This is a genomic window from Accumulibacter sp. (assembly GCF_036625195.1).
In the GTDB taxonomy this organism is placed as follows: domain Bacteria; phylum Pseudomonadota; class Gammaproteobacteria; order Burkholderiales; family Rhodocyclaceae; genus Accumulibacter.
Genome location: NZ_JAZKUG010000001.1, coordinates 376,168 through 400,010, shown reverse-complemented (window position 1 = coordinate 400,010; position 23,843 = coordinate 376,168). Strand labels below are relative to the sequence as shown.

The 23,843-nt window shown below is 67.4% G+C and carries 18 protein-coding genes; 10 read left to right on the top strand and 8 right to left on the bottom strand.

The window, feature by feature from the left end; genetic code table 11:
• Positions 1 to 230: 230 nt before the first annotated feature.
• Entirely contained in the window at positions 231 to 2,063 is a 1,833-nt protein-coding gene (locus tag V5B60_RS01820; protein ID WP_332345325.1) for a hypothetical protein, read from the top strand.
• A gap of 191 nt (positions 2,064 to 2,254) precedes the next feature.
• On the opposite strand, the gene V5B60_RS01815 is transcribed toward V5B60_RS01820, so the two are convergent.
• The 4 genes from V5B60_RS01815 to V5B60_RS01800 form a co-directional block, all read right to left on the bottom strand.
• On the bottom strand, positions 2,255 to 3,748 hold the full coding sequence (locus V5B60_RS01815) for a metallophosphoesterase (protein ID WP_332345324.1): 1,494 nt from the start codon (positions 3,746 to 3,748) through the stop codon (positions 2,255 to 2,257).
• A gap of 54 nt (positions 3,749 to 3,802) precedes the next feature.
• Positions 3,803 to 4,615, bottom strand: a complete 813-nt coding sequence (locus tag V5B60_RS01810) for an SIR2 family NAD-dependent protein deacylase (RefSeq protein ID WP_332345323.1) — start codon at positions 4,613 to 4,615, stop codon at positions 3,803 to 3,805.
• Entirely contained in the window at positions 4,616 to 5,515 is a 900-nt protein-coding gene (locus V5B60_RS01805; protein WP_332345322.1) for a radical SAM protein, read from the bottom strand.
• Positions 5,516 to 5,604: 89 nt separating this feature from the next.
• Positions 5,605 to 7,350 (bottom strand): cation:proton antiporter domain-containing protein, encoded by a 1,746-nt coding sequence (locus tag V5B60_RS01800; RefSeq protein WP_332345321.1) that lies wholly within the window; start codon positions 7,348 to 7,350, stop codon positions 5,605 to 5,607.
• A 196-nt stretch (positions 7,351 to 7,546) separates the two neighbouring features.
• Here V5B60_RS01800 and V5B60_RS01795 point away from each other — a divergent pair, with 196 nt between their 5' ends.
• Both V5B60_RS01795 and V5B60_RS01790 read left to right on the top strand, forming a co-directional pair.
• A complete protein-coding gene (locus tag V5B60_RS01795) occupies positions 7,547 to 8,287 on the top strand; it encodes a prepilin-type N-terminal cleavage/methylation domain-containing protein (RefSeq protein ID WP_332345320.1) in 741 nt (246 codons plus the stop codon).
• Between the two features lie 209 nt (positions 8,288 to 8,496).
• Positions 8,497 to 9,783, top strand: a complete 1,287-nt coding sequence (locus V5B60_RS01790; RefSeq protein ID WP_332345319.1) for an adenylate/guanylate cyclase domain-containing protein — start codon at positions 8,497 to 8,499, stop codon at positions 9,781 to 9,783.
• On the opposite strand, the gene V5B60_RS01785 is transcribed toward V5B60_RS01790, so the two are convergent.
• Positions 9,780 to 11,507, bottom strand: a complete 1,728-nt coding sequence (locus tag V5B60_RS01785; RefSeq protein ID WP_332345318.1) for a sensor histidine kinase — start codon at positions 11,505 to 11,507, stop codon at positions 9,780 to 9,782. The genes V5B60_RS01790 and V5B60_RS01785 overlap by 4 nt on opposite strands.
• 215 nt (positions 11,508 to 11,722) lie before the next feature.
• Here V5B60_RS01785 and V5B60_RS01780 point away from each other — a divergent pair, with 215 nt between their 5' ends.
• Positions 11,723 to 12,427 (top strand): prepilin-type N-terminal cleavage/methylation domain-containing protein, encoded by a 705-nt coding sequence (locus tag V5B60_RS01780; RefSeq protein ID WP_332345317.1) that lies wholly within the window; start codon positions 11,723 to 11,725, stop codon positions 12,425 to 12,427.
• An 80-nt stretch (positions 12,428 to 12,507) separates the two neighbouring features.
• Here the strand turns inward: V5B60_RS01780 and V5B60_RS01775 are convergent, their stop codons facing one another.
• Positions 12,508 to 14,475 (bottom strand): monovalent cation:proton antiporter-2 (CPA2) family protein, encoded by a 1,968-nt coding sequence (locus V5B60_RS01775; RefSeq protein ID WP_332345316.1) that lies wholly within the window; start codon positions 14,473 to 14,475, stop codon positions 12,508 to 12,510.
• Between the two features lie 111 nt (positions 14,476 to 14,586).
• Between V5B60_RS01775 and V5B60_RS01770 the strand changes: the two genes are divergently transcribed.
• The 6 genes from V5B60_RS01770 (at position 14,587) to V5B60_RS01745 (ending at position 18,957) form a co-directional block, all read left to right on the top strand.
• On the top strand, positions 14,587 to 15,570 hold the full coding sequence (locus V5B60_RS01770; protein WP_332345315.1) for a KpsF/GutQ family sugar-phosphate isomerase: 984 nt from the start codon (positions 14,587 to 14,589) through the stop codon (positions 15,568 to 15,570).
• Positions 15,570 to 16,115: a KdsC family phosphatase gene (locus V5B60_RS01765; protein ID WP_332345314.1), complete on the top strand. Its 546-nt coding sequence runs from the start codon at positions 15,570 to 15,572 to the stop codon at positions 16,113 to 16,115. The genes V5B60_RS01770 and V5B60_RS01765 overlap by 1 nt, the downstream gene beginning before the upstream one ends.
• Complete coding sequence (gene lptC / locus V5B60_RS01760) at positions 16,112 to 16,711, top strand: LPS export ABC transporter periplasmic protein LptC (protein WP_332345313.1); 600 nt, start codon at positions 16,112 to 16,114, stop codon at positions 16,709 to 16,711. The genes V5B60_RS01765 and lptC overlap by 4 nt, the downstream gene beginning before the upstream one ends.
• Positions 16,708 to 17,316: a lipopolysaccharide transport periplasmic protein LptA gene (gene lptA / locus V5B60_RS01755; protein ID WP_332345312.1), complete on the top strand. Its 609-nt coding sequence runs from the start codon at positions 16,708 to 16,710 to the stop codon at positions 17,314 to 17,316. Before lptC ends, lptA begins: the two co-directional genes overlap by 4 nt.
• A gap of 345 nt (positions 17,317 to 17,661) precedes the next feature.
• Positions 17,662 to 18,213: a phasin family protein gene (locus tag V5B60_RS01750; RefSeq protein ID WP_332345311.1), complete on the top strand. Its 552-nt coding sequence runs from the start codon at positions 17,662 to 17,664 to the stop codon at positions 18,211 to 18,213.
• A 195-nt stretch (positions 18,214 to 18,408) separates the two neighbouring features.
• On the top strand, positions 18,409 to 18,957 hold the full coding sequence (locus tag V5B60_RS01745; RefSeq protein ID WP_332345310.1) for a phasin family protein: 549 nt from the start codon (positions 18,409 to 18,411) through the stop codon (positions 18,955 to 18,957).
• Positions 18,958 to 19,033: 76 nt separating this feature from the next.
• Here V5B60_RS01745 and V5B60_RS01740 read toward each other — a convergent pair whose 3' ends face one another.
• Positions 19,034 to 19,792 (bottom strand): competence/damage-inducible protein A, encoded by a 759-nt coding sequence (locus tag V5B60_RS01740; RefSeq protein ID WP_332345309.1) that lies wholly within the window; start codon positions 19,790 to 19,792, stop codon positions 19,034 to 19,036.
• 26 nt (positions 19,793 to 19,818) lie between these two features.
• Positions 19,819 to 23,778 (bottom strand): ATP-dependent RNA helicase HrpA, encoded by a 3,960-nt coding sequence (hrpA, locus tag V5B60_RS01735; protein ID WP_332345308.1) that lies wholly within the window; start codon positions 23,776 to 23,778, stop codon positions 19,819 to 19,821.
• Positions 23,779 to 23,843: the final 65 nt, after the last annotated feature.

The window sequence follows — 23,843 nt, the reverse complement described above, 5'->3', positions numbered from 1 at the left end:
CGGGCGCAAGGCCGAGCGCGCTGCGCGGGTCGACGGAGCGGATCACCGCCTGCCGCTCGCCGTAGTCTGTGTGCAGGAGACTCGGCTCCAGCATCGTCCCTGCCCCGGCGAGCGGACTGTCGTTCTGCGAATGCCCGACGATCCCCGGGCTTGGCCGGAACGCAGCTTCATGCAGCGGTCCGGGGATTTCTGCTACCTTCTCGTTCCGGCAACCATCAACGGACTTCGGCATGGCGCGAACCGCGACCCGTCACCTGCTCCTCCTGCTCGCCACGGCCGCACTGGCGCTTGCGGGATGCGCCGGCTTCGAGCCGCAGCCCGGCCCCGGCCTGGAGCCATTGCCGGCCACCCGCTACCGGGCGCTGACGACGCCGATCATTGCCGTCGGCGACACGCAGGAGCACGAATCCACCGGTTACCCGCTGCACGACAACGACAGTGCGTTGGACGCCTACATCGAGGTCACCCAGCGCCCGCCCGAACAGGCGCTGTTCGGGCGCCGCCTGCTCGAGTGGGCACTCGCCAGTCACCCCGACGAGCCCTTCATCCACCTCGGCGACGTGATGGACCTGTCGTGCCGCAGCGAGGCGGTACGCATCGGCCGCATCTTCCAGGCCAGCCAGAGCCCCGGCGCCATCCTCCCCGGAAACCATGACGGGCTGATGTTCGGCATCTTCGCGCACAACCTCTTCGCGGCGGGAACGAGCACGCCGCACCGCTGGAACCAGGTCTGCCGGCGCGGTGCCGACGCCGACCGGAAGGAGTTCCGGACCGAGAACGAAGCCCTGACCAAGCGCGGATTCATCGCGACCTACCTGACCGACCAGATCAAGGCGCCGCAACCGAAGCCTGGCCTGGTCGCACCGCCCGTACAGGGACCGCACATCGTCGAGTGGCGCAACCCCGACCCCGATGCCTTCCTCTCCGCAGCCCGCGGCGAACTGATCGACGGCCCGCTGCATGCCGATTCCTTCCTCGCCCAGCGACTCGTATTGCCGCGCGCCCCGGCTGCGACCCGGCGGACGATCGTCATCGCCCTCGATACCAACCAGAGCGGGCTCCTCGTCGGCATCTGGGACACGCTGATGGGGCGCAGCCCGGGCAGCATGGGGCACATCCATCCTGACCAGATACGGGCAGTCGAGCCCTGGGTCGACGAGTCCGTCGCGGCCGGCGACATCCTCATCTTCGCCGGTCATCACAACTGGCGTTCGCTCGGCCTGGGTTCCCGGACCATGATGCGCCAGCTCATGTCGCGCCTCGCGCAGCCTCTGGTCTACCTGTCGGCACATACCCACCGGGGATTCTGGGCCGTGCACCGTACGCTCGCTCCGCAGCCCCTGCTCGAACTCAACGTCAGCTCGCTCTCCGACTGGCCGATCGCCTACCGCCGGATCAGCTTCGCCTACGACGAGGAGGCGCGCCGGCTGCTCGTCCGCGGCGACCTGCTGCCCCGCGGCGAGAAGCCTAATGCCAGCGACGCCGACCTCCTCGTCGCCTGGCGGCAACAGGCTTGCGAGCCGGCGCAAGTGCCTCTCAAGCGGCTCGACGACGAGGATGAGAAACTGGTCCGTGCCCAGAAGTCGACGCGCGGCAGCCTGATGGAATGGCTTCTGGCGGCGATCAGCCCGCTCTGCGAAAGCTGCGAGAAGCCACTGTACCGGCACGCGCAGGCCTACCTCGACGAGATCCTCGAAATCGTCCTCGAGCTGGATGCCGACCTCGGGCGCGACGCCCACCGGCTGCACACCGTGAAGCTGCCGGCGTGGTGCGGCGAACGCGATTTCACTGCTTGCACCCGTGGCGTGATGGCCGAACACGCCGACAGTTTCGCAGCCCACGTCAAGCTGTTCCGCCGCAAGGCGGCGCTCGCCGCGCTCTTCAACGAGCACCTGGACGACCTCACCAGCCACCGCGCGCGCGCCTACATGACCTGTCGCGCGGCGCTCGCAGCGAAGGACGACTTCGATGCCACGCCCGACGAGCGCAATGCCAACCGTGGCGAGCAGAAACGGAAGGCCGAGCAGTTCTTCCGCATCGAGACCAGCGTCGGGATGGATTGAGGGCGGAGCGGGCACCGCGCATCGCGATGACCGCCGCCCTCGGGCTGTACCTGCTCGCTGCCCGGCTCGTCGAACGTCCTGGTGACCGTTGGGTCCATTCGCCGTCGACCCGCGCTGGGGCTGACCCGGCCGGCGAGCAGGCGGGAGCATCGGCGCCCGCATGCAGAAGCGTTCGCCGACCCAGACGCCGCTCAACGCCGCGCGGGAAAGCCGCAATCGATCCGCCGTTCTGCGCCGTCGAGGCGGCAGCGGCTGAGCGTCCTGCCGTCGGCGTCGAGCAGCGTGCCGCGCCAGGCCTGATCCTCACGTTCGAGCAACAGGAAGCTATAGCGGTTGAGGACGATGCCGCTGCTCGCGGCGACGCCATCGTAAAGCCGCGCATCCGGCTGTGCCCGTTCCTTGCTGCCGGGAACGCCAGCTTCGTAGAGCGGCGACTGCGGATCGAACGCTTCGAGCTGCGTGCCGCTGCCGCCGACGATCACTTGCGCCGGTCGCCAGGTGGCGCCGGCAGCAGCAGTGAAGTTGATCGTCGCGAAGGCATGCTCGTGGCCGGCGAAGACGAACTGCAGATTCGCTGGCAGCCCGTCGCGGACGAAGGTCTGCAGCGCGTTCGGTTGCGCGTCGGCAGGCAGGAGCCCGTACCACAACGGCTTGTGGATCAGCAGCCAGAGCGGTCGATCAGCGGGCAGCGTCGCCAGCGTGCGCAGCGAGCGGCGAAAGATGGCGAGATCGTCGGCAGTCTGGGCCAGCGGCAGGTAGTCGGCGAAGGCGGCGTTGTCGGCGACGACGAGCGTCAGCAGGTCGCCCAGGTCGACCCGGTACGCGTCGGCAGTCAGGTTGTTGCCGAGTGTCGACTGGCCGCCGGTCCTGTACGCCTGGTTGCCGCATTGCTGGTAGGGCAGCGGTGACAGGAAGCGCATCCATCCCTCGCCGCCGCGGTCGCAGTTCTCGTGGTTGCCGCGGACGAAGATCCACGGCGCTGCCGTCAGCAGAGGAGTTGCCGGCGCGAAGAAGTCGGTGCGCCAGCCGGGCCAGCCGTAGCCGATGACGACGCCTCGCTCGCGCAGCGGCTGGCACTTCGCCGGATCGTCGCAGTACTCGCGATAGTGATAGTCGCCGACATGAATGACCAGGTCGGGCTGCGTTGCCGCTGCTGCGGCTGCAATCCGCGGCCACGGCCAGTCGCTGGCGTTGGCACAGTCCTGGATCGGATCCGCCGGTCCGCTGGCTGGGACCTTGACGCGGCAGCCGGTGTCGCCGACGACGACGATGCGCCGCGGGTTGGACACAGGAATCGGCACGACCTCATTGCCGATGCGCACCTCGCGAGCCGTCGCCGGCAGCGTCGCTTCGCAGGCGGTGACGGCAAAGTCCGGCCGGAAAGCCGGGTTGTCCGGTGTCGGTCGCCGCGTCTCGCTGGCTGTCGTCGCGCTGGCGCGCGGCTGCAGCGGCAGGTGGGCGCCGTCGACGGTCGCGCTCGGGCAGTCGCTGCCCTCGGCGACGATGCTGCGCAGGCTGCTGCTGCCGCCCGGCCCGAGTTGCGTCCAGTGGTGGAGGGGGGCGTCTTCGCCGGCGGGCCGGGTGGCGCAGCCGGCAATCAGGCAAAGTGCAGCCAGCAGCGTCGCGCTGCGGCAGCCGGCTGGACCGGGGGCAAGCGGCCGTGGCAGGTTGTGGAATCGGGGCATGCTGGCTTCTCGCGGGCGATCGGTGGGGTGGGTCGGTGGTGTCGGCGGTTGCCGTCATTCCAGGCAGGCGGCGATGGCGCGCAGGCCGGCGAGGCCGCCGCTAGCCAGCGCGACACCTTTGCCGGGTGGCAGCTGCGGCTCGCTCGGGTTGATGCGGATCAGCTGGCCGCGGCTTCGCTCGCCGAGCATGCGCACCGTCGGGATGTTCGTGCCGGCGCCGATCTCGACCACCACCAGCCGGCGCACTTCGCGCAGCCAGCCGTGCAGGCGGGCTTCCTGCGCGTCGGTGCGTTCGGCCAGCCATCCCCAATCGCCGAACATGAGGATGTTCGGTCGCGCGATCGCCTGGCAGCGCGGACAGCGCGGGAACTCCGAGCTGAGCTGGCACTGCTCCTCGTCCACCAGTGGCTGGTAATCGTCGGCCGGCCAGATGCCGTCGTGACACGCGTCGAGGCACTGCAGGTGATGGATCGAACCGTGACACTCGACGATCCGTTCGGCGGCGAAGCCGGCCTTCTGGAACTGCCCGTCGACGTTGCTGGTGAACACGAACGCGCCCTGCGGCAGGCGTTCGCCGATCTGACGCAGAATGCTGAAGCCGGCGTGTGGCACGGTGCGCCGGTAGAGGTTCAGGCGATGGCCGTAGAACCCCCAGGCGAGAGCCGGCCGGGCGGCGAAGGCGGCCGGATTGGCAATCTGCTCGAAGCCGATGCGGGCACGGCCGAGCGCCGGGTAGACGCCCCAGAATCCCTGCGGCCCGCGGAAGTCGGGCAGACCCGAATCGACGCCGATGCCGGCGCCAGCGGTGACCAGCAGTCCGTCGGCCTGACGGATCAGTTCGGCGCAGGCGGCGGCCGCGGTTTCCATCTACAGTCCGCGCGCCCATGCTGGCCGCAGCGGCGCCGCTGCCGGATCGGCGATGGCCTGTCGCAACTGCAGCAGCAGGCGCGACTTGTCGGCGTCGAGCGTGCCCTTGAGTGCCAGCCAGTTCGATGCGTGGTCGCTGCGGAACACCGTTCGCCGGAGCTCGAGTCGTTCGAGAAAATGCTCCATCTCGACGAACAGCTCGCGCTGGCCGAGCGGCCGCCACTCCGGGAAGGCGCTGCGGAAGCGTTCCTCGCCGAGTGGAAAGCTGACCACCAGCGTCGCCAGGTACTCCGGTTGCGTTGCGTTCGCCAGCCGCGCCGAGTTCTCGGCGTGGCGCAGCGAGAGCTGCGGCCCGGCGAGGCCGTTGAGGATCATCACCGAGCGCGTGATCCCCGCCTGCCCGAGCCGGTCGAGTGCGTCCACGGTCGAGGCGAAGGTTTCGCCCTTGTGCACGCGCTCGAGCACCTCGTCGTCGCCCGATTCGGCGCCGACGTAGGCGATCGACAGCCCGGCGGCGGCGAGTTCGCGCAGCTCGTCGGTCGACTTGCGCCGCAGGTTGCGTGGCAGGCAGTAGCTGGAGACGCGGCGGACCGCCGGCAGATGGCGGCGGATGGCCCCGAGGACGCGCAGCAGGCGGTGGGTCGGCAGCACCAGCGCATCGCCGTCGGCGAGGAAGACCCGCCGCACGCTATCGCCGAAGCGCTCGCCGGTCAGCCGGATGCTCTCCAGGACCTCCTCCTCGCTGCGGGCGCGAAACTTCTTCTGCGGCGCCGTGTACATCTCGCAGAAGGTGCAATGGTTCCATGAACAGCCGTCGGTCACCGGCACGATCAGCGAGTCGGCCTCGCTCGGCGGTCGGAAGACGGGCTCGATGTAGCGGATCGGGATGGCTGGCAGCATGCTCGGCTGGTCCGGGGAACGCGGCAACAGGCGAATACTAGCGCGCTTTCGCCGCTTGGCGGCGAGTGGTGCGTCGAGGTTCCGGGTGCTCAGTCCTCGGCCTGCGGCCGTGGCTGCGGGACGGCTTCCGGCCCTGCGCGCACCAGTGCGTAGTCGCTGCTGCGCACGCCGCGCAGCAGCATGCCGGTCTCATCGGAGGAGATGCCGATCGCTTCCAGGCTCTCGGCTGCCAGGCGCAGGCTGGCCTCGAGCGTCTCCGGAAACGCCTGGGTCACGCCGGCCTGCAGCAGCGCGTCGCAGGTGCTCAGGTCGCGCGCACGGGCGACGATTTTCGTCGTCGGCGCGTGCGCGCGCATCAGCGTCGCGGCGCGCAGCGCGGTGCGCTGATCGTCGATCGTCAGGACGAAGAGTTCGACCTGTTGCAACGAGGCATTGGCCAGCAGTTCCGGGTTGCCGACGTCTCCGTAGAACACCGGATGACCCTCGCCGCGCCACTTGGCGACGAGCTGGGCGTCTGCGTCGAAGGCGACGAACGGTATGCCCAGTGACGACATGATCGTCCCCACCGTATGGCCGACGCGGCCGTAGCCGGCGATCACCACTCGCGGCGGCGGCTCGTCCGCGCTGGCCGTGTGCTCGAACTGAGGGTCGACCATGACCGAACGGTCGTCCATCCGCTGCGCCAGCCGGTTGCCAATCCTGACCAGCACCGGCGTCAGCAGCATCGTCAGCGAGATGACCGCCACCGCCATGACGAAGACCAGGTCGTCGATCACGCCCAGAGCCTTGGCGGCGCCGAAGACGACGAAGCCGAACTCGCCGCCCTGGGCGAGCATGAAGGCGACGCGCACGGCCGTACCGCGGCCGCTGCCGAAGACCCGGCACAGGCCGTAGAGCACCGCCACCTTCAGGCTGATGATCGCCAGCACGTGCAGGGCGAAGGTGAGCGGGTGCCGTGCGAGCGCCGCGAGGTCGACCGACATGCCGACGGCGACGAAGAAGAGGCTCATCAGCAGCCCCTTGTGTGGTTCCAGCGTCGCCTCAATCTGCAGGCTGTAGCGCGATGTGGACAGCATCATGCCCATCAGGAAGGCGCCGAGCGCCATCGACATGCCCGCGGTGTCCATCGCCATCGCCGCCGCGAAGACTGCCGCCATGGCGGCGAGGAAGAACGCCTCGCGATTGTTCTGCCGCGCCAGCCGATCGAGCAAGCGCGGCACCAGGTAGCGCCCGGCAAGGATCACCAGGACGACCATCGTCACGGCCACCGTGATCTGCTTCCACAGCGCCATCTCTCCGGGCAGCGGACCGCTGTCGGCGAGCACCGGTACCAGCGCCAGCAGCGGGACCACCGCCAGGTCCTGCATCAGCAGGATGGCGAAAGCGGTCTGTCCGTGGCGGCTGGCGAGTTCGCCCTGATCGCGCAGCATCTGGATGACGAACGCGGTCGACGAGAGGGCGAAGCTGGCGCCGAGCAGCAGCGCCACCGACCAGCTCGGCATGAACTGCTTGAAGTACGCGGCGATCACCAGTGCCGAGACGACGATCTGCAGCGAGCCGAGGCCGAACAGCGTCCGCCGCAGGTCCCACAGCCGCCGCGGTTTCATCTCCAAGCCGATCAGGAAGAGCAGCAGGACCACCCCGAGCTCGGTGAAGTGGCGGACATCCTCCACCTCGCTGGTGACGAACGGACCCGGCGTGTGTGGTCCGACGATGACCCCGGTGACCAGCAGCCCGAGAATCGACCCCAGACCGAAATGGCGGAAGACGGCGACGGCGATCGAAGCCACCACCAGCAGCAGTACCGCGGAATAGACGAACGATTTCGGGTCCATGCTCCGCCTCCGATGTCAGTGACCGCATACCCATGCTGCAGCCAATCGAGCCTTTGAAATCTGGCAAGGCACAGACTAGAATGATACGCTTGCATGCAGCGTCGCCACGACGCAGTGCTTTGCCGATCTTCCTGCTTCGGCAGCGGCGTCGGATGACCGCTTGCCGAAACGCTTTCAGATCCAGTGAGGTGCCCGCATGAACAGATTGCCATCGTGTGCCAGGCGGAGCCCAGGCTTCACCTTGACCGAACTGGCGGTCGTCCTGGTCGTCGTTGCGCTCGTACTCGGTGGTCTACTCTCACCGCTGGCGACGCAGATGGATGTCCGCATGACCGCCGAGACACGGAAGGATCTGGCAGACATCAAGGAAGCGCTGCTCGGATTTGCAGTGATCAACGGGCGTTTCCCCTGTCCGGCCGATGCCACGATCGCCAGCGGGGTTGCCGGCGCCGGCCTGGAAGCGGCGCACGATGCGGGCGGTAACTGTCCGAACGGCTCTGGCGTCGTGCCCTGGGTGACCCTCGGCGTCCGCGAGACAGACGCCTGGGGGCAACGTTACTCCTACCGCGTGACGCCTGCCTTTGCCCAGCGCGTGTCGCCGCCACGAAATGCGGCTTTCGATCTGAGTACCCCGGGGACACTCGACGTTCGCTCCGCGGCGGCGGGCGGAACGATGGTGGCTGGCGGGCTGCCGGTCGTATTCGTTTCGCACGGCGGCAATGGCCGCGGCGGGTACAACCGCGAGGGCGCGCAACTGCCGATCGGTGAGGTCGCGGACGAGATCGACAACCAGTTGACGAATGCCGGTACGGCGATGGCGAACACGGTTTTCGTCAGCCAGGCGCGGAACCCGAACAGCGGTTTCGACGACGAGGTCGGCTGGGTCCCGCGCGCCATTCTCGTCAGCCGCATGATCGCCGTTGGCAAGCTGCCGTGAGCCGTCGTCGCGCCGCTCGGCGGCTGGCTTTGGCCGCAGGCGGTGGCGCCTTGGGCATGCTTGCCTTGGTGCGTAGTGGGTAGTTTCGGGGCGGTGGCGGAACGTGCCGCCGTTTCCTCTGCCGCTCGGTTCAGTCGTCATTCGACAGGCGGTTGCGTCGCTTGCATTGGTGAGTATGCGCCGGCGTTGCGGGTCGGGTCGAGACGGCGATGACTGCCTACCGGACCTTCATGGGTCGTTTGCGCAGCGCGGGCGTGCGTCCGGGAGACCCGGAAGGGCTTCGCCTGCAGAAATCGCTGCTCTTTTTTGCCACCGGCCTGATCTGCTTTGCCTCGGTAGCCTGGCTGTTGATCTACTGGCAACTGGGGCCGCGCTTCTCGTCCAATCTGCCCTTCGCGCTGCAGCTCCTGCTGGTCGGCAACCTGCTGCTCTACCTGTGGACGCTGAACTTCAACTTTTTTCGCCAGGTTCAGCTCGCGCTCTTCCTCTTCATGCCCTTCGTCGCGCAATGGAGCATCGGCAGCTTCATCGACGCCAGCGGCATCAGCCTCTGGGCCTTGCTGGCGCCCATCGGCGCCGTGCTGTTCATCGGCCCACGTGAGTCGGGAGCATGGTTCTTCGCCTATGTCTTTCTCACCGTCCTCTCGGGCGGCTTCGACTTCTACCTCGCCGACTCGTTGCTGGCGCAGCCGCCGAAGGTGCCGTTGCGGACGATGGCATTCTTCTTCGCGCTCAACTTCATTGCCGTGTCGACGATCGTTTACCTCTTGCTGCGCTACGCCGACCGGGAAAAGCACAAGGCGCAGCAGCGCCTGGAGGAGGCGCACCGGTTGCTGCAGATCGAACAGGATCGCTCGGAGCGACTGTTGCTCAACATCCTGCCGGGCCCGATCGCCAAGCGCCTGAAAGAGAGCGACCAGACGATCGCCGACGGTTTTGCCGAAGTCTCGGTCATGTTTGCCGACATCGTGAACTTCACCCGCATCGCCGAAGGGCTGACCCCGCAACAGGTGTTCAGCATGCTCAACAAGATCTTCTCCTCCTTTGACGAGCTGGCGGAGAAGCACGCGCTCGAGAAGATCAAGACGATCGGCGATGCCTACATGGTTGCCGCCGGTCTGAACGATGCCTGCCGCAACCCGGCTGCGTCACTTGCCGACATGGCGCTGGAGATGTGTGCCCTGTTGCACCAGGACTTCAGTGTCAACGAAATGCGCCTCGAACTGCGCATCGGCATCGGCACCGGGCCGGTGGTCGCAGGCGTCGTCGGCAAGAAGAAGTTCATCTACGATCTCTGGGGCGATACGGTGAATATCGCCAGCCGCGTCACCACCGAAGGGGTCCCCGGCATCGTCCAGGTCGATCAGCGGACCTACCGGCGGCTGTGCGACCGTTTCGACTTTCACGAGCCGCAGATGATCCAGGTGAAGGGGAAGGGCAGCATGATCGTCTACCGCCTGATCGGTCGCCGCGTGCCGCTGCCGGCCAGCGCCTAGCCGGCAGCGGCAGCCGCTTCGTTGCCGGGCTCGCAACGGCGCAACTCGAAGCAGACCTGGCCCGGCAGGTTGCTCGTCAGAAGCAGGCGGTAGCCGTTGCTGACGGCTTGGCGCGAGGCGTGGTAGAGGCCGATGCCGAGCCCGCTCTCGGAGGCGACCGGTGCCTGCAGGAGATCGCCGACAATCGTGTCGCTGACCGCGCTGCCGTCGTCGCAGACGCGCAGCACGGAAGCATCTGCGGCGAGGGTGACGCAGATTTGCAACGCGCTCTCCACCTGTTTCTTGAGCAGGGCGTTCTGCAGCAGGTTGTCAGCCACGCTGTCGAAGAGGGTTGTCGGCAGCATCGCCTGTGGGTCGATCTCATCGGCGACGAAGCGGATCGGCGAGCCGGCATGGCGTTGCTGCTGGATGCGCCACCACATTTCGGCGGGCAGCATGCCGCCGATCTCGCTCTGCGGTTTTTGCAGCTTGGCCAGGGTCTGCCGCAGCCGCTGGCTGATCTGTGGCAACTGGCGCTGCAGCAGCTGCTCGAGTCGCGCGCCGTCTTGCCCCTGCGCGGTCTGCGCCAGATAGCAGAGACCGTCGATCGACTGCAGCAGGTTCTTGACGTCGTGTGTCAGGCGGGCGCCGGTTTCGTGGATCGCCCGCAGATAGCCCACCTGCTGCAGTTCGCGTGCCCGCAGCTTGGCGACGTAGTGTTCGTTGGCCAATTGCGCCAGCAGGTGGAAGTGCCAGACGAGCGCCGGGCTGAGCTTGTGACGGGTGTACAGCGTGAGCCGCAGCGGTTGCCCGGGAAAATCCTGGCGATGACGCGATTCGTTGCCGAAGGAGCCCTGTCGTCCTCCGGCCGACCAGCGACCGCCGTCCACCCAGGGCAGATCGAGCATCTCGGCGAGTGCCTGCGAGAGGAATTCCTCCGGCTCGTTCTCGTCACTGGCCAGTGTCGTCAGGCGATGCAGCCAGCGCTCGAAGGGCAGGCCGATGCTGAGCAGGTAGCGCGAGAAGAAGACGTCGATGCCGGTGTAGCCGGGCCGGGTGTTCCACGTCCAGCCGATCAGCAGCAGCAGGGCGGAGATCGACACCAGCGTGTTGATCACCGCCTCGAAGTAGCCGGCCTGGCGCAGGAGCATGAAGGCCAGGCTGCCGAGGACGAGGACGGCGATCAGCAGGAAGATGAACAGGCTGTAGAAGAGATCGACCATCGCGCCCCCGGGACGGTCGCTTTCCGGTGAGAGCGGCAGCAGCGTCATTGCCAGCAGGAACAGCGGCATGCCCCAGGCGAATTCGCGGTCGAGTGCCGGGCCGTTGAGCAGCGCCCGCGGGACGACCTGCGGCACGAGCCAGAACAGCAGCGCCGCCAACAGGTAGGCAAAGGCGACGAGATAGAAGATCCGCGTCGGCCGGTGATCGATGAACATCACGCGTCCGCCGACCAGGGCGGCGAGGATCACGACCCAGACGATCAATAGCCACCAGCCGTACCAGATGGCACCACAGGCGAGCAGCAGCGTGATCACCGCCAGGCCGCTGAGATCGACCTTGCGTTCGGCGTAGATGAACGGCTGCCAGAGGATGAACAGGCCGACATTGACCAGCCAGCAGAGCAGACCGGTCATCGACCCGGCGCCTGCGACCAGAGCCAGGTGCAGGAAGACGAGCAGTGAGATCAGCAGCCAGCGCTGGCGTTGGCGCAGCGCCGTGCCGATGCGCTGCAGCGGCCTCACACGTCGCTCCACAGCGGCGCGTTGACCCGCCACGGCTGGTCGTGGCGGCTGGCGACCCGGTCTTGCCGGCTGAGCGCAGCACCTGTCCGCCCGACTCTCGACAGGAGTGTCGAAAATCCGACAGATTGCAGCTTCCCGGGCGCCAGATCGGCTTCAAATGGCTGGCACGGAAAATGCTTGTAACCTCTGGCACCGGACATGGACAGGAGGAAAAAATGAACCAAATGAAGCAGCAGCAGTCGGGTTTCACCCTGGTCGAGATTGCCATTGTACTCGTCATCATCGGGCTCCTGCTGGGCGGGGTGCTGAAGGGTCAGGAACTGATCAACAGCGCCAAGGTGAAGAACATGATCGGCGATTTCCGCAGCGTCTCGAGCCTGGTCTATGCCTACCAGGACCGCTTCAAGGCCTTCCCTGGCGACCAGAACCAGAACCAGCTGAACGACGCCTTCGGCAACCTGATCGCTGCTGCCTGCACGCCGGCCGCCGCCAACCAGTGTGCGCAGAACAACGGCCGCATCGACGGCTCGTGGCAGGCGGGCAACGCCGATGGCTCGGGTGTGCTGACCGATGAAAGCTCGCTTTTCTGGCAGCATGTGCGGCAGGCCAACCTGACGACCGGCCCGACGCTGCTTGCCAACACCGCCTATCGGCCGCGCAACGCCGATGGCGGCTTGATCGGCATCGAGATGGCGGGCGGTCTGGCACCTTTCATCGTCGGCATGCGCGGCTCGTTCTTCGTCTGCTCGGACGGTATCCTCGGGCGCTACGTCAGGCAGATCGACACGACGATGGATGACGGCAATACCGCCGGCGGTTCGGTGCAGGCGGTGCCGACGGGTTCAGCCCGCGGTGCTGCCGCGATCGCCACCAACGCCATCAACGACGGCAACCAGTACATCGTCTGCGCCGCCTACTGAGCGAGCGGTGTTGGTGATCGCGCCGTCCTGAGCGTGCGGCGGCCGCGCTGCCGCCCGGAGGGGCAGGCGGCGACGCGGCTTCAGCCCAGCAGCAGCCGCTGCTCGGCCGCGGCCAGCGAGCCGGGTGAACCCAGCAGGACGACGACATCGCCGCTGCGAAAGCGCGTCTCGGCTGCCGGTTCGAGGGCGCGGATGTTGCGCCGACGTACCGCCGTCACCTCGACACCAAGCGCCTGCAGAGCCAGTTCGCCGAGCGTGCGCCCGATGGCATGCGCGCCGTCGGCGAGCAGGATCGAGTGCAGGCGTGGCTCGTCGCTGCCGCCGCCTTCGGCCGCGAGTTCGTCCTCGCCGCGGAAGAAGCCGCGCAGCGTCCGGTAGCCGGCCGCACGCGTCTGCCGGAAGCGCTCGAAAACCTCGCTCATCGGCACTCCAACGTGGCGCAGCGCGTGCGCCGCCAGCACCATGCTGGCTTCCAGGGTTTCCGGCACGACCTCGGCCGCGCCGGCCTGCCGCAGGGCGACGATGTCCCGTTCGTCGAGCGTTCGCGCGACCGCCGGCAGTTGCGGCGCCAGGCTGCGCACCTGCTCGAGGACGCGTGTCGCGGCACGCGTGTCGGCAAAGGCGATGATCAATACGCTGGCGCGGGTGACGCCAGCGGCGAGCAGGGTTTCACGCCGCGTCGCGTCGCCGTAGATGACGTTCTCGCCGGCAGCCGCCGCTTCGCGGATCAGTTCGGGGTCGAGCTCGAGCGCGACGTAGCTGACCGACTCCTGCTCCATGAAGCGCGCCAGATGCTGGCCGCTGCGGCCGTAGCCGCAGATCACCGCATGCCGCTCGGTGTTCATCGTCTGCGCCGCCAGGCTGGTGAGCTGCATCGAGCGCAGCAGCCACTCGCTGGCGGCGAAGCGCAGAACGATGCGATTGCTGTACTCGACCAGCACCGGTGCCAGCAGCAGCGAGAGGACCAGCGCCGCCAGCACCGACTGCAGCGCCAGCGGCGGCACCAGATGCAGCGGCCCGATCTGCGCCAGCAGGACGAAGCCGAACTCGCCACCGGCGCAGAGCCAGAGGCCGGTGCGCATGGCGTTGCCGGGAGTCGCTCCGAACAGCCGCGACAGCCCGCAGATCAGGGTGAACTTGAGCACCAGGAGCAGCGCCAGCACGCCCAGTACCAGTGGTGCGTTGGCCAGCACCAGCGGTGCGTCGAGCAGCATGCCGATGGTGATGAAGAACAGTCCCATCAGGACATCGCGGAACGGCTTGATGTCTTCCTCGACATGGTGCCGGTATTGCGTCTCCGAGATCAGCATGCCGGCGACGAAGGCGCCGAGGGCGAGCGACAGTCCTGCCAGTTCGGTCAGCCAGGCAAGGCCGAGCGTCACCAGCAGGACGTTGAGCATGAACAGCTCGGCCGATTTGCTGCGGGCGACGATGAAGAACCAGCGGTTCATCAGGCGCTGCCCGAGGAACAGCACGAGCGACAGGACGACGGCTGCCTTGAGGGCGGCGAGGCCGATCAACGTCGCCAGCCGCTCGGCCGATTCGGAGAACGACGGGATCAGGATCAGCAGCGGCACCACCGCCAGGTCCTGGAACAGCAGCACGCCCATGACCTCGCGGCCGTGTGGTGAGTCGAGTTCGAGGCGCTCGCCGAGCAACTTCGTCAGCACGGCGGTGGACGACATGGCGAGTGCACCGCCGAGGGCGACGCCGGCCTGCCAGCTCAGTCCGAGGGCGACGACGATGGCGATGACCGCCGCCAGCGTCAGCAGGATCTGCAGCAGGCCGAGGCCGAAGACGATGCGCTTCATCGCGTGCAGCTTCGGCAGCGAGAACTCGAGGCCGATCGAGAACATCAGGAAGACGACGCCGAACTCGGCCAGGTGCTGCGCGCCGGCGAAGCTGCCGACGAGGTCGAGAGCGTGCGGGCCGATGAGCGCGCCGACCAGCAGGTAACCCAGGACTGGCGGCAGCTCGATCGCCCGAAAGGCGATCACCGAGACCACCGAGGCGGCGAGCAGCATGAGAATCGTGGGCAGCGTTTCCATTTTCCGGGACGGTTCTGGGCGCGAGCTGGGGGACGGTGGTCGGCGGCCGCAGCGCAGTGAGCGGCCGATGCCCTTCTGTTATACTCGCGGCATGATAACCGCAGCCACCCCATGAGCCAAACACGGCCATCCGCGAACGCGCTCGACTTGGCCCGGCAGGTGATGCGAATCGAAGCCGACGCAGTACTGGGGCTGGCCGCGCGCATCGGCGACGAGTTCCTGCAGGCGCTGTGGCTGATCCTCAACTGTCCGGGCCGGGTCATCGTCAGTGGCATGGGCAAGTCCGGGCATGTCGGGCGCAAGATCGCCTCGACCTTCGCCAGCACCGGCACCCCGGCCTATTTCGTCCATCCCGCCGAGGCCAGTCATGGCGATCTCGGGATGATCACCCGCGACGACGTGCTGATCGCCATCTCCAATTCGGGGGAAAGCGCCGAACTGCTGACCATCGTGCCGATCATCAAGCGGCAGGGCGCGAGGCTGATCAGCATGACCGGCAGTCCACAGTCGTCGCTGGCCGTCGAGGCGGACGTACACCTCGATGCCGCGGTGGCGCAGGAGGCTTGCCCGCTCAACCTGGCGCCGACCGCCAGCACGACGGCCGCGCTGGCGCTCGGTGATGCGCTGGCGGTGGCGCTGCTCGACTCGCGTGGCTTTGGCGCCGAAGACTTTGCCCGCTCGCATCCCGGCGGATCGCTCGGCCGGCGCTTGCTGACGCACGTGCGCGATGTCATGCACAGCGGCCCGGATCTGCCCGAGGTGTCGCCGGAAACCAGCCTGCACGACGCGATTCTCGAGATCACCCGTGGTGGCATCGGCATGACCGCCGTCGTCGATCCATTGCGGCGAGTGATCGGTATCGTCACCGATGGCGATCTGCGGCGGGCCTTCGCGCGCAGCCTCGACCTGCGGACGCTGTCGGCGGCCGACATCATGGGGCGCAATCCGCGCTCGATCGCCGCCGATCGCCTCGCCGTCGAAGCCGTGGCGATGATGGAAGAGCACAAGATCAACCAGTTGCCGGTCGTCGACGCGAGCGGCATGCTGATCGGGGCGCTCAACATGCACGATCTCTTTCGGGCCAAGGTGATCTGATGGATGAAACGCACAACGAGGCGACGGCGCGTGCACGCCGCCTGCGACTGATGGCTTTCGACGTCGATGGCGTGCTCAGCGATGGCTCGCTGTATTTTGCCGATGACGGAGTCGAGATCAAGGCTTTCAACACCCTTGACGGTTTCGGTCTGAAGCTGCTCGCCGAGGCCGGCATCACCGTGGCGATCATCACCGGCAGGCGTGCCCGCTGTGTCGAGTTGCGGGCGCAGAACCTGGGTATCGTGCATCTCCACCAGGGGGTCGACGACAAGCTCGCGCAGATGCAGCGACTGCTCGCCGAGTTGGGGCTCGAGCGCGACGAGGCGGGCTACATGGGCGACGATCTGCCCGACCTGCCGCTCATGCGCGCCTGCGGCTTTTCGGCGACACCGCAGGATGCGCATCCGCTGGTGCGCGAGCATGCCTGGCTGATCACCGGGCGGCGTGGCGGCCGCGGCGCGGTGCGCGAGGCCTGCGAGTTCATCCTCGCGGCGCAGGGCCGTTTGCAGGAACTCCTTGCCCCGTACCTGGCGGCGGACCGGTGATCAAGAAGTGGAGCAGCGCGGTCCTGCCGCTGAGCATCATGCTGGTGCTGGTGGCGCTGAGCGCCTGGTTGCGCTACGCGACCGAGTTGCCTGACGCGACACGCGACGGCCGCAACCGTCACGACCCGGATGCCATTCTCAACGACGTCCGCGGGCAGCGGCTCGACGCTGCCGGCGTGCTGCTCTACACGATCGAGGCGGTGGAAGTACGGCACTACCCGGACGACGAGACGAGCGAATTCACACAGCCAAGACTGGCCTTCGTTTCGCCCGCGAAGCCGACCGTCACCATCCGCGCCGACGAAGGGCGGGCCACGGCACAGGCGAAGAAGGTCGATCTCGGCGGACGGGTCGAGATCCGCCGCGCCGCCAGCGGCCGGCAGGCTGCACTGCTCGCCGAGATGCCCGAACTCACCGTGCTGACCGATGAGAAGCGCGCCTTCACCAGCAGCAAGGTGCTGATCACCCAGGGGCCGTCCTGGGTGCAGGGGGTCGGCATGCGGGTGGACCACGCCCTGCAGACCTACGTTCTCGAATCCGACGTGCGCGGCGAGATCGAGAGTCCATTCGCCAGGAAGAAGAAACCGAAGACATGAACAGGATGATTTGCAGCAGCTGCCTGAGCGGCGTACTGCTTGCCCTTTGCCTGCCGGTGCAAGCCGAACGGGCCGACCGCGAGAAGCCGATCCATCTTGAAGCGGACCGCCTCAGCCTCGACGATCTGAACAAGGTGCAGACCCTGGAGGGCAATGCGGTACTGATCCAGGGAACGACCGAGTTGCGGACCGCACGCCTGGTCGTCACGCAGGATGCCGATGGTTTCCAGAAGGCCGTTGCCACCGGCGGTGCGAATGGCCTCGCGCGCTTCAGGCAGAAGCGGGACGGCGTGGACGAGTATGTCGAAGGCGAGGCCGAGCGGATCGAATACGACGCGCGCAGCGACACGACGCAGTTCTTCAATCGCGCCTGGGTGCGCAGCGGCCAGGACGAGGTGCGGGGGCGTTACATTTCCTATGACGCGATCAACGAGAAATTCCTCGTGACCACCGCTGGTGGCACGACGAAGAACGCCACTGGCGAGGGACAGGCGCGCGTGCGGGCGATCATCCAGCCGAAGGCCAAGGGCGACGGCGCTGCCGAGACGAAGAAGGAGCCCCTGAATCTCAAACCGTCGGCCAGGGTCGCGCCGCGCACCGACTGAACTGCTGCAAAGACCTTCGCCGCGCCGCGCCGCGCCTGCGGTCGCGAGTCGCGCCGGCAGGCTGCCCGTTCCCTCTCCACAGCTTCCGGCTTGTCCCGTCGTGCCGCGGGGCAGCATTTTTCCTGTCCCGGACCGATTGCGCTTCTGGATGAATAATCACAATGAAATCCGGGTAATAGAAATTGGTGCGTTGCAACAAAAAACTGTTGACAAGCGGCGAACGAGCTCTATAATGCGACCCATGGTGCAGTGCAGCAAAACACCGGGAGGCTGTGAAGCCAAGCGGTAGGTGCCTGGATCATTGCACATGTTGTGTTGTACCCACACTTTCTTGAGGAGATCGCCATGTTCAATACCCCCGAACAATTCGCCGCCGCCAACAAGGCTTCCGTTGATGCGATGCTGACCCTTGCCAACACCGCGCTGGCCAGTGCCGAGCGGATCGCCGCGCTCAACCTGAACACCGCCCGCTCGATGCTCGAGGATGGCGTTGCCAATGCCAAGGCCATGCTCGGTGCCAAGGACGCCCAGGAGTTCTTCGCCCTGCAGGCATCGCTGGCCCAGCCCGGCCTGGAAAAGGCCGTCGCCTACACGCGCAGCGTCTATGAAATCTCGGCGCAGTCGAAGGAAGAGATCAGCAAGCTGCTCGAAGCACAGTTCAACGACTTCCAGAAGCAGATGCTCGCGCTGCTCGAGAAGGCCACCAAGAACTCGCCTCCCGGCTCCGAAGTCGCGGTCAATGCCGTCAAGTCGGCCGTCGCCGCCGCCACCTCGGCCTTCGACAGCATGAACAAGGCTGCCAAGCAGGTCGCCGACATCGCCGAAGCCAATGTCGCTGCCGCGACCAACGCGACCGTCAAGGCGGTTGGCGCCACCGCCGCGGCGACGAAGAAGTAGGACTCGGCGAACACGGCTCACGGGCCCGCACGTTGTGACTGAACGGTGAGCGAAGGACCCTCGGGATCGTCCGGGGGTCTCTTCGCTGGCCTCCCGCAACTGGCGCTCATGCCCGGCCTGATCCGCCACCACGAACTTTCCGGCGTGCCTCTCCTGCCGCACGCCCACTGCAGCCTTACCACCACGGAGGTATCAATGAGCACTATCGATCTGGAAAAACTCGCCGAGAGCCAGAAAGCCAACGCACAGGTCATGATGACGCTGGTCCGCACCGCTTTTCAGGGCCTCGAGCAGCTTTCCGCCCTCAACCTCGCCGCCAGCCGCGAGCTCTTCAACAGCAGCGCCAACGGCGCGCAGCAGCTCCTCGGCGTCAAGGATCCGCAGCAGCTCGGCGAGATCGCCGGTTCGATCGCCCGCCCGAACGTCGACAAGCTGATGGAGTATGCGCGCAACCTCTATGACCTGTCGGCCAACATGCAGCGCGAGATCACCTCGGTCATGGAAGAGCAGTACAACAACGTCCGCCACAACGCGACCGGCCTGATCGAAAAGACCGGGCTGAGCTCACCGGTTGCCGGCGATGTCTTCGGCTCAGCGATGAAGCAGATGGTCAACGTCACCACCACCGCCTTCGAGAACATCTCGCAGATGGCGAAGCAGATGACCGACATCGTCGACACCAACGTCAAGGCGGCGAACAGCGCCACCGCCCAGGCCGCGGCTGCCCTCGTGCCGAAGAAGTAGGCTGTCGCCGGGGAGCCCGCACTCCCCGCCAGCAGACCCCGGCCACGGCCGGGGTTTTTCTTTCAGTGCGGCCCGGTCAGGGTCGCCACTGCCAGTTGATGCCGCGCCGCTCGATTTCCTGCCGAATCGCCGTCATCGCCTGTTCGACCAGTTCCGGCTCGCCCTCGACGCCGAGTTCGAGATAGCGGCGTTGTCCATCCTCGGCCATCGACGGCAGGCTGAACAGCCGCAGGCGCGGGAAGTCGGCGACGATCCGCTCCATCAGGTCGAGCAGCGCGCTCTCGTAGGCGTTGCTGCCGGTGAGCAGGAAAGCCTTGTCCACCGTCTCCTGGTGCCGGAAGAGATCGGCGTAGAAGGTATCGAGCGCCCATTCCGCCATCGGGTGCGCCATCTGCGGAAAACCCGGCAGGAAGTAATGGTCGCGCACGCGAAAGCCGGGGATGCGGTTGAACGGGTTGGGAACGATGTCGACGCCGCGCGGGAAGGTGCCGAGCAGCAGGCGGACATCGGTGATGTCGGCGCCGAAGCGGGCGCGGATCTCGCGCTCGGCATCGGGATGCAGCACCAGTTCGACGTCGAGGGCCGCCGCTGCCGCCTGCCGCGTGTGGTCGTCGGGCGTGTTGCCGATGCCACCGAAGCTGAAGACGATGTCGCCGGCAGCCAGGCTGCGGCGCAGGCTGGCGGCGATGCGCGCGCGCTCGTCACCGAGGTACTCGACCCACGACAGACGCAGCCCGCGGGCCGCCAGCAGCTCGGCCATCCGCGCAAAGTGCCGGTCGACGCGCTTTCCCGACAGGATCTCGTCGCCGATGATGATCGCCCCGAAGCTCTTCATTGCCTTTCTCCCTGGCCGTCGGCCATTCACATGCCTTCCCACATCTTCTGCAGCCGCTTCGTCGACACCGGCACCGGCGTGCGCAGCTCCTGCGCGAACAACTGCACGCGCAACTCCTCGATCAGCCAGCGGAACTGCTCGAGCTGCGCGTCGGCGAGGCCCTGGCGCGCGAGCACCGCGGCGCGCCGCTGCCAGTTGTCCGACAACGGCGTCAGCTCGGCGAGCAGGCGCGAATCGCGGGTGGCGCCCGCCGCACCGGCTGCCTTCAGCTTGTCCAGCCGGAGCGCGATCGCCTTCAGATAGCGCGGATAGTGCTGCAGGCGCTCGAACGGCGTATCGACGACGAAGCGCTTGTGGATCAGCCGTGCCAGTTGCTCCTCGACATCCTGCATTGTCGCCGCGAACGCCCTGAACGCCGGCAACTTCTTCTGCAGCGCCTGCCAGTCGGCGAGAATCTGCCCGACGAGGCGGCAGATCTCCTGCGCCAGCAGCGTCAGTCGCGGCTTCGCCTCGAGGCAGCGGGCGCGGAAGCTGGCGGCGTCGCGCGGCCACGGCTCGCCGAGGCAGGCGCGGGCGCAGCTCAGGTCGAGCAATTGCCGGCGCAGCTCGTCGAGCGTGCCGAGATTCATGAACTGCATCGCCATCTGGTTGAGTCCGGGGAGGTTCTTCTCGAGATACTTCAACTGCTCGCGGAACTGCAGCATGAACAGGCGCAGCAGCCCGGCGCGGTGCGCCTGCGCCGCTTCGGCCGGCGAATCGAAGACGCGCAGCGAGACCCGTTCGCCGTCGGCGACCAGCGCCGGATGACCGAGCACCAGTTGCCCACCGCCGGCATCGACCTCCATCAGCTCCGGCAGCTCGCCAAAGCTCCAGTCGCGCAAGTCCGCATACTCGCCCGGCGTCTCGTGCAGCTCGGCAAATTCCTGCCGCGCCGCGCGTCCCCATTCGGCGCGCAGCTCGTTCAGGTTGCGGCTCAGGCCGAGCTGGCGGCCGTTCTCGTCGAGCAGGCGGAAGTTGAACGACAGGTGCGCCGGCAGAGCGTCGGCACGGAAAGCGTCGGGCGTGATCTCCCAGCCGCGCGCGTTCAGCCCGCGCGACTGGACGATGAACTGCACCAGCGCCAGCAGCAGCGGCTTGTCGGACGGCGCCACCTGCGCGACGAATTCGGCAGCGAAATCGGGCACCGGCACCAGCTTCGCCCGCAGCCGCTGCGGCAGCGTCTTCACCAGCTGCACGACCTTCTCGCGCAGGAGGCCGGGCACCAGCCACTCGCAGCGCGCTGCCGGGATCTGGTTCAGTTGCGCCAGCGGCACGCAGAGCGTGACGCCGTCGCGTGCGCTGCCGGGCTCGAAGTGGTAGCTCAGTTCGTAGTCGACGCCGGCCAGGCGAAGCTGCTGTGGAAAAGCCTCGCTGGTGATGCCGGCGGCTTCGTGGCGCATCAGGTCGTCGCGCTGCAGATGCAGCAGTTGCGGCGTCTCGCGCTCGGCGTCGCGCCGCCACTTGTCGAAAGCCGCGCCGCTGTACATGCCGGCCGGGATCAGGCGGTCGTAGAAGGCGAAGATCAGCTCGTCGTCGACCAGCACGTCGGGCCGCCGCGACTTGTGCTCGAGCGTCTCGATGTCGAGCATCAGTTGCTGGTTGTGGGTGAAGAAATCCCAGCGGCGGGCGAACTCCTCGCTCACCTCGCCGCCGACCAGCGCCTGCCGGATGAAAATCTCGCGCGCCTCGTCCGGGTTGATCGGCCCGAAGTTCACCCGCCGGCGCGGATCGACGACGATGCCATGCAGCGTGATGCGCTCGAAGGCGACCGCCTGCATCGCCTTCTTTTCCCAGTGCGGGTCGAACCAGCTCCGTTTCAGCAGGTGCGCGCCGACCTGCTCCAGCCACAGCGGTTCGATGCGTGCGACGCAGCGCGCGAAGAGGCGCGTCGTCTCACTGATCTCGCCGGCGACGATCCACTTGCCGGCCTTCTTCTGCAGCGGCGACGCTGGGTGAACGAGGAAGCGGATGCCGCGCGCGCCGAGGTAGTGCGCCGATTCCTCCGACTTGCAGCCGATGTTGCCGAGCAGCCCGGCGAGCAGCGCGCGGTGGATCGCCTCGTAGCTCGCCGGCTGCCCGTTCTCCTGCCAGCCATGCTCGGCGGCGAGCGCGTGCAGTTGGCCATGAACGTCGCGCCATTCACGCATGCGCAGCGGCGAAAGGAAGTTCTCGCGGCAGGCCTCGAGCAGCTTGCGTTGCGACTTGCGGTGCGCCAGCTCCTCCGCGTACCAGTGCCAGAGCTTGAGCCAGGAGACGAACTCGGAGCGCTCGTCGGCGAGGCGGCGATGCGCCGCGTCGGCCGTCCCCTGCCGCTCCTGCGGCCGCTCGCGCGGATCCTGCACCGACAGCGCAGCAGCGATCACCAGCACCTCGGCGAGGCAGCCCTCGGCGCGCGCGGCGACGATCATGCGGCCGAGCCGCGGGTCGAGCGGCATCTGCGCCAGTTCCTGGCCGACCGGCGTCAGTGCGTGCTCGGTGGTGACGGCGCCGAGTTCGACCAGCAACTGGTAGCCGTCGCTGATCGCCTTCCGCGGCGGCGCCTCGAGAAATGGGAAATCCTCGATGGCGCCGAGGCGCAGCGCCTTCATGCGCAGGATGACGCCGGCGAGCGACGAGCGCAGGATCTCCGGCTCGGCGAAGGCTGGCCGCAGCGCGAAATCCTGCTCTTCGTAGAGCCGGATGCAGACGCCGGCGGCGACGCGACCGCAGCGCCCGGCGCGCTGGTTGGCGGCGGCCTGGGCGATCTTCTCGATCTGCAGTTGCTCGACCTTGTTGCGGTACGAGTAGCGCTTGACGCGCGCCAGACCGGTGTCGACGACGTAACGGATCCCGGGTACCGTCAGCGAGGTCTCGGCGACGTTCGTCGCCAGGACGATGCGCCGCCCGACGTGCGGCCGGAAGACGCGGCTCTGCTCTTCCGCCGACAGGCGGGCGTAGAGCGGCAGGATCTCGGTATGCGGCGGGTGGTGCTTGCGCAGCGCCTCGGCCGCCTCGCGAATCTCGCGCTCGCCGGGCAGGAAGACGAGGACGTCACCTGGCCCGATGCGGTGCAGCTCGTCGCAGGCGTCGGTGACCGCATCGTAAAGGTCGCGCTCGTCGTCGGCAGCGCGGTCGTTCGCCGCGCCGGCGCCGTCGCCTGAAGGCTTCTGCAGCGGGCGGTAGCGCAGCTCGACCGGATGCAGCCGGCCCGACACCTCGATCACCGGCGCGTCGTCGAAATGGCGCGAAAAGCGCTCGGCGTCGATCGTCGCCGAGGTGATGATCAGCTTCAGCTCGCGCCGTTTCGGCAGCAGCTGTTTCAGGAAGCCGAGCAGGAAATCGATGTTCAGGCTGCGCTCGTGCGCCTCGTCGATGATCAGCGTGTCGTACTGCTCGAGCCAGGGATCGCCCTGCGTCTCGGCGAGCAGGATGCCGTCGGTCATCAGCTTGATGAAGGCATCGGGCGACGTGCGGTCGTGGAAGCGGATCTTGTAGCCGACCAGGCGGCCGGGCTCGCTCTGCAGCTCGTGTGCGATGCGCGCCGCCGTCGCCCGCGCGGCAATCCGCCGCGGCTGCGTGTGGCCGATCAGTCCGCTCGTTCCGCGGCCGAGTTCGAGACAGATTTTCGGGATCTGCGTCGTCTTGCCGGAGCCGGTCTCGCCGCAGACGATCACCACGGGGTGCTGCGCGATCAGCGTCGCGATTTCGTCGCGGCGGGCGTTGACCGGCAGGTCGTCGGCAAACTCCGGCTTCGGCAGGCGCGCGCGGCGCGCAGCGACCGCGGCGCGCGAGCGCTCGAGCAGGCGCTCGCTCTCGGCCTGCAGCGCATCGCGCTTGCTGCCGAAGACGTGCCGCAGATCGCGCGCCAGCGCGCGCAGACGGCGCTGGTCGGCAGCCAGGCAGTCGGCAAACGGGCTGGCGGCCGCGGCAGGTGTCCGGGCGGCGGCGGGAACAGGCTTGGCGGTCATCGCGGCAGGGAAGAGCGAAAAGAATGGCGTCGCTTGCGCGCGGCGCGGACGCGCCCCGAAGGCGG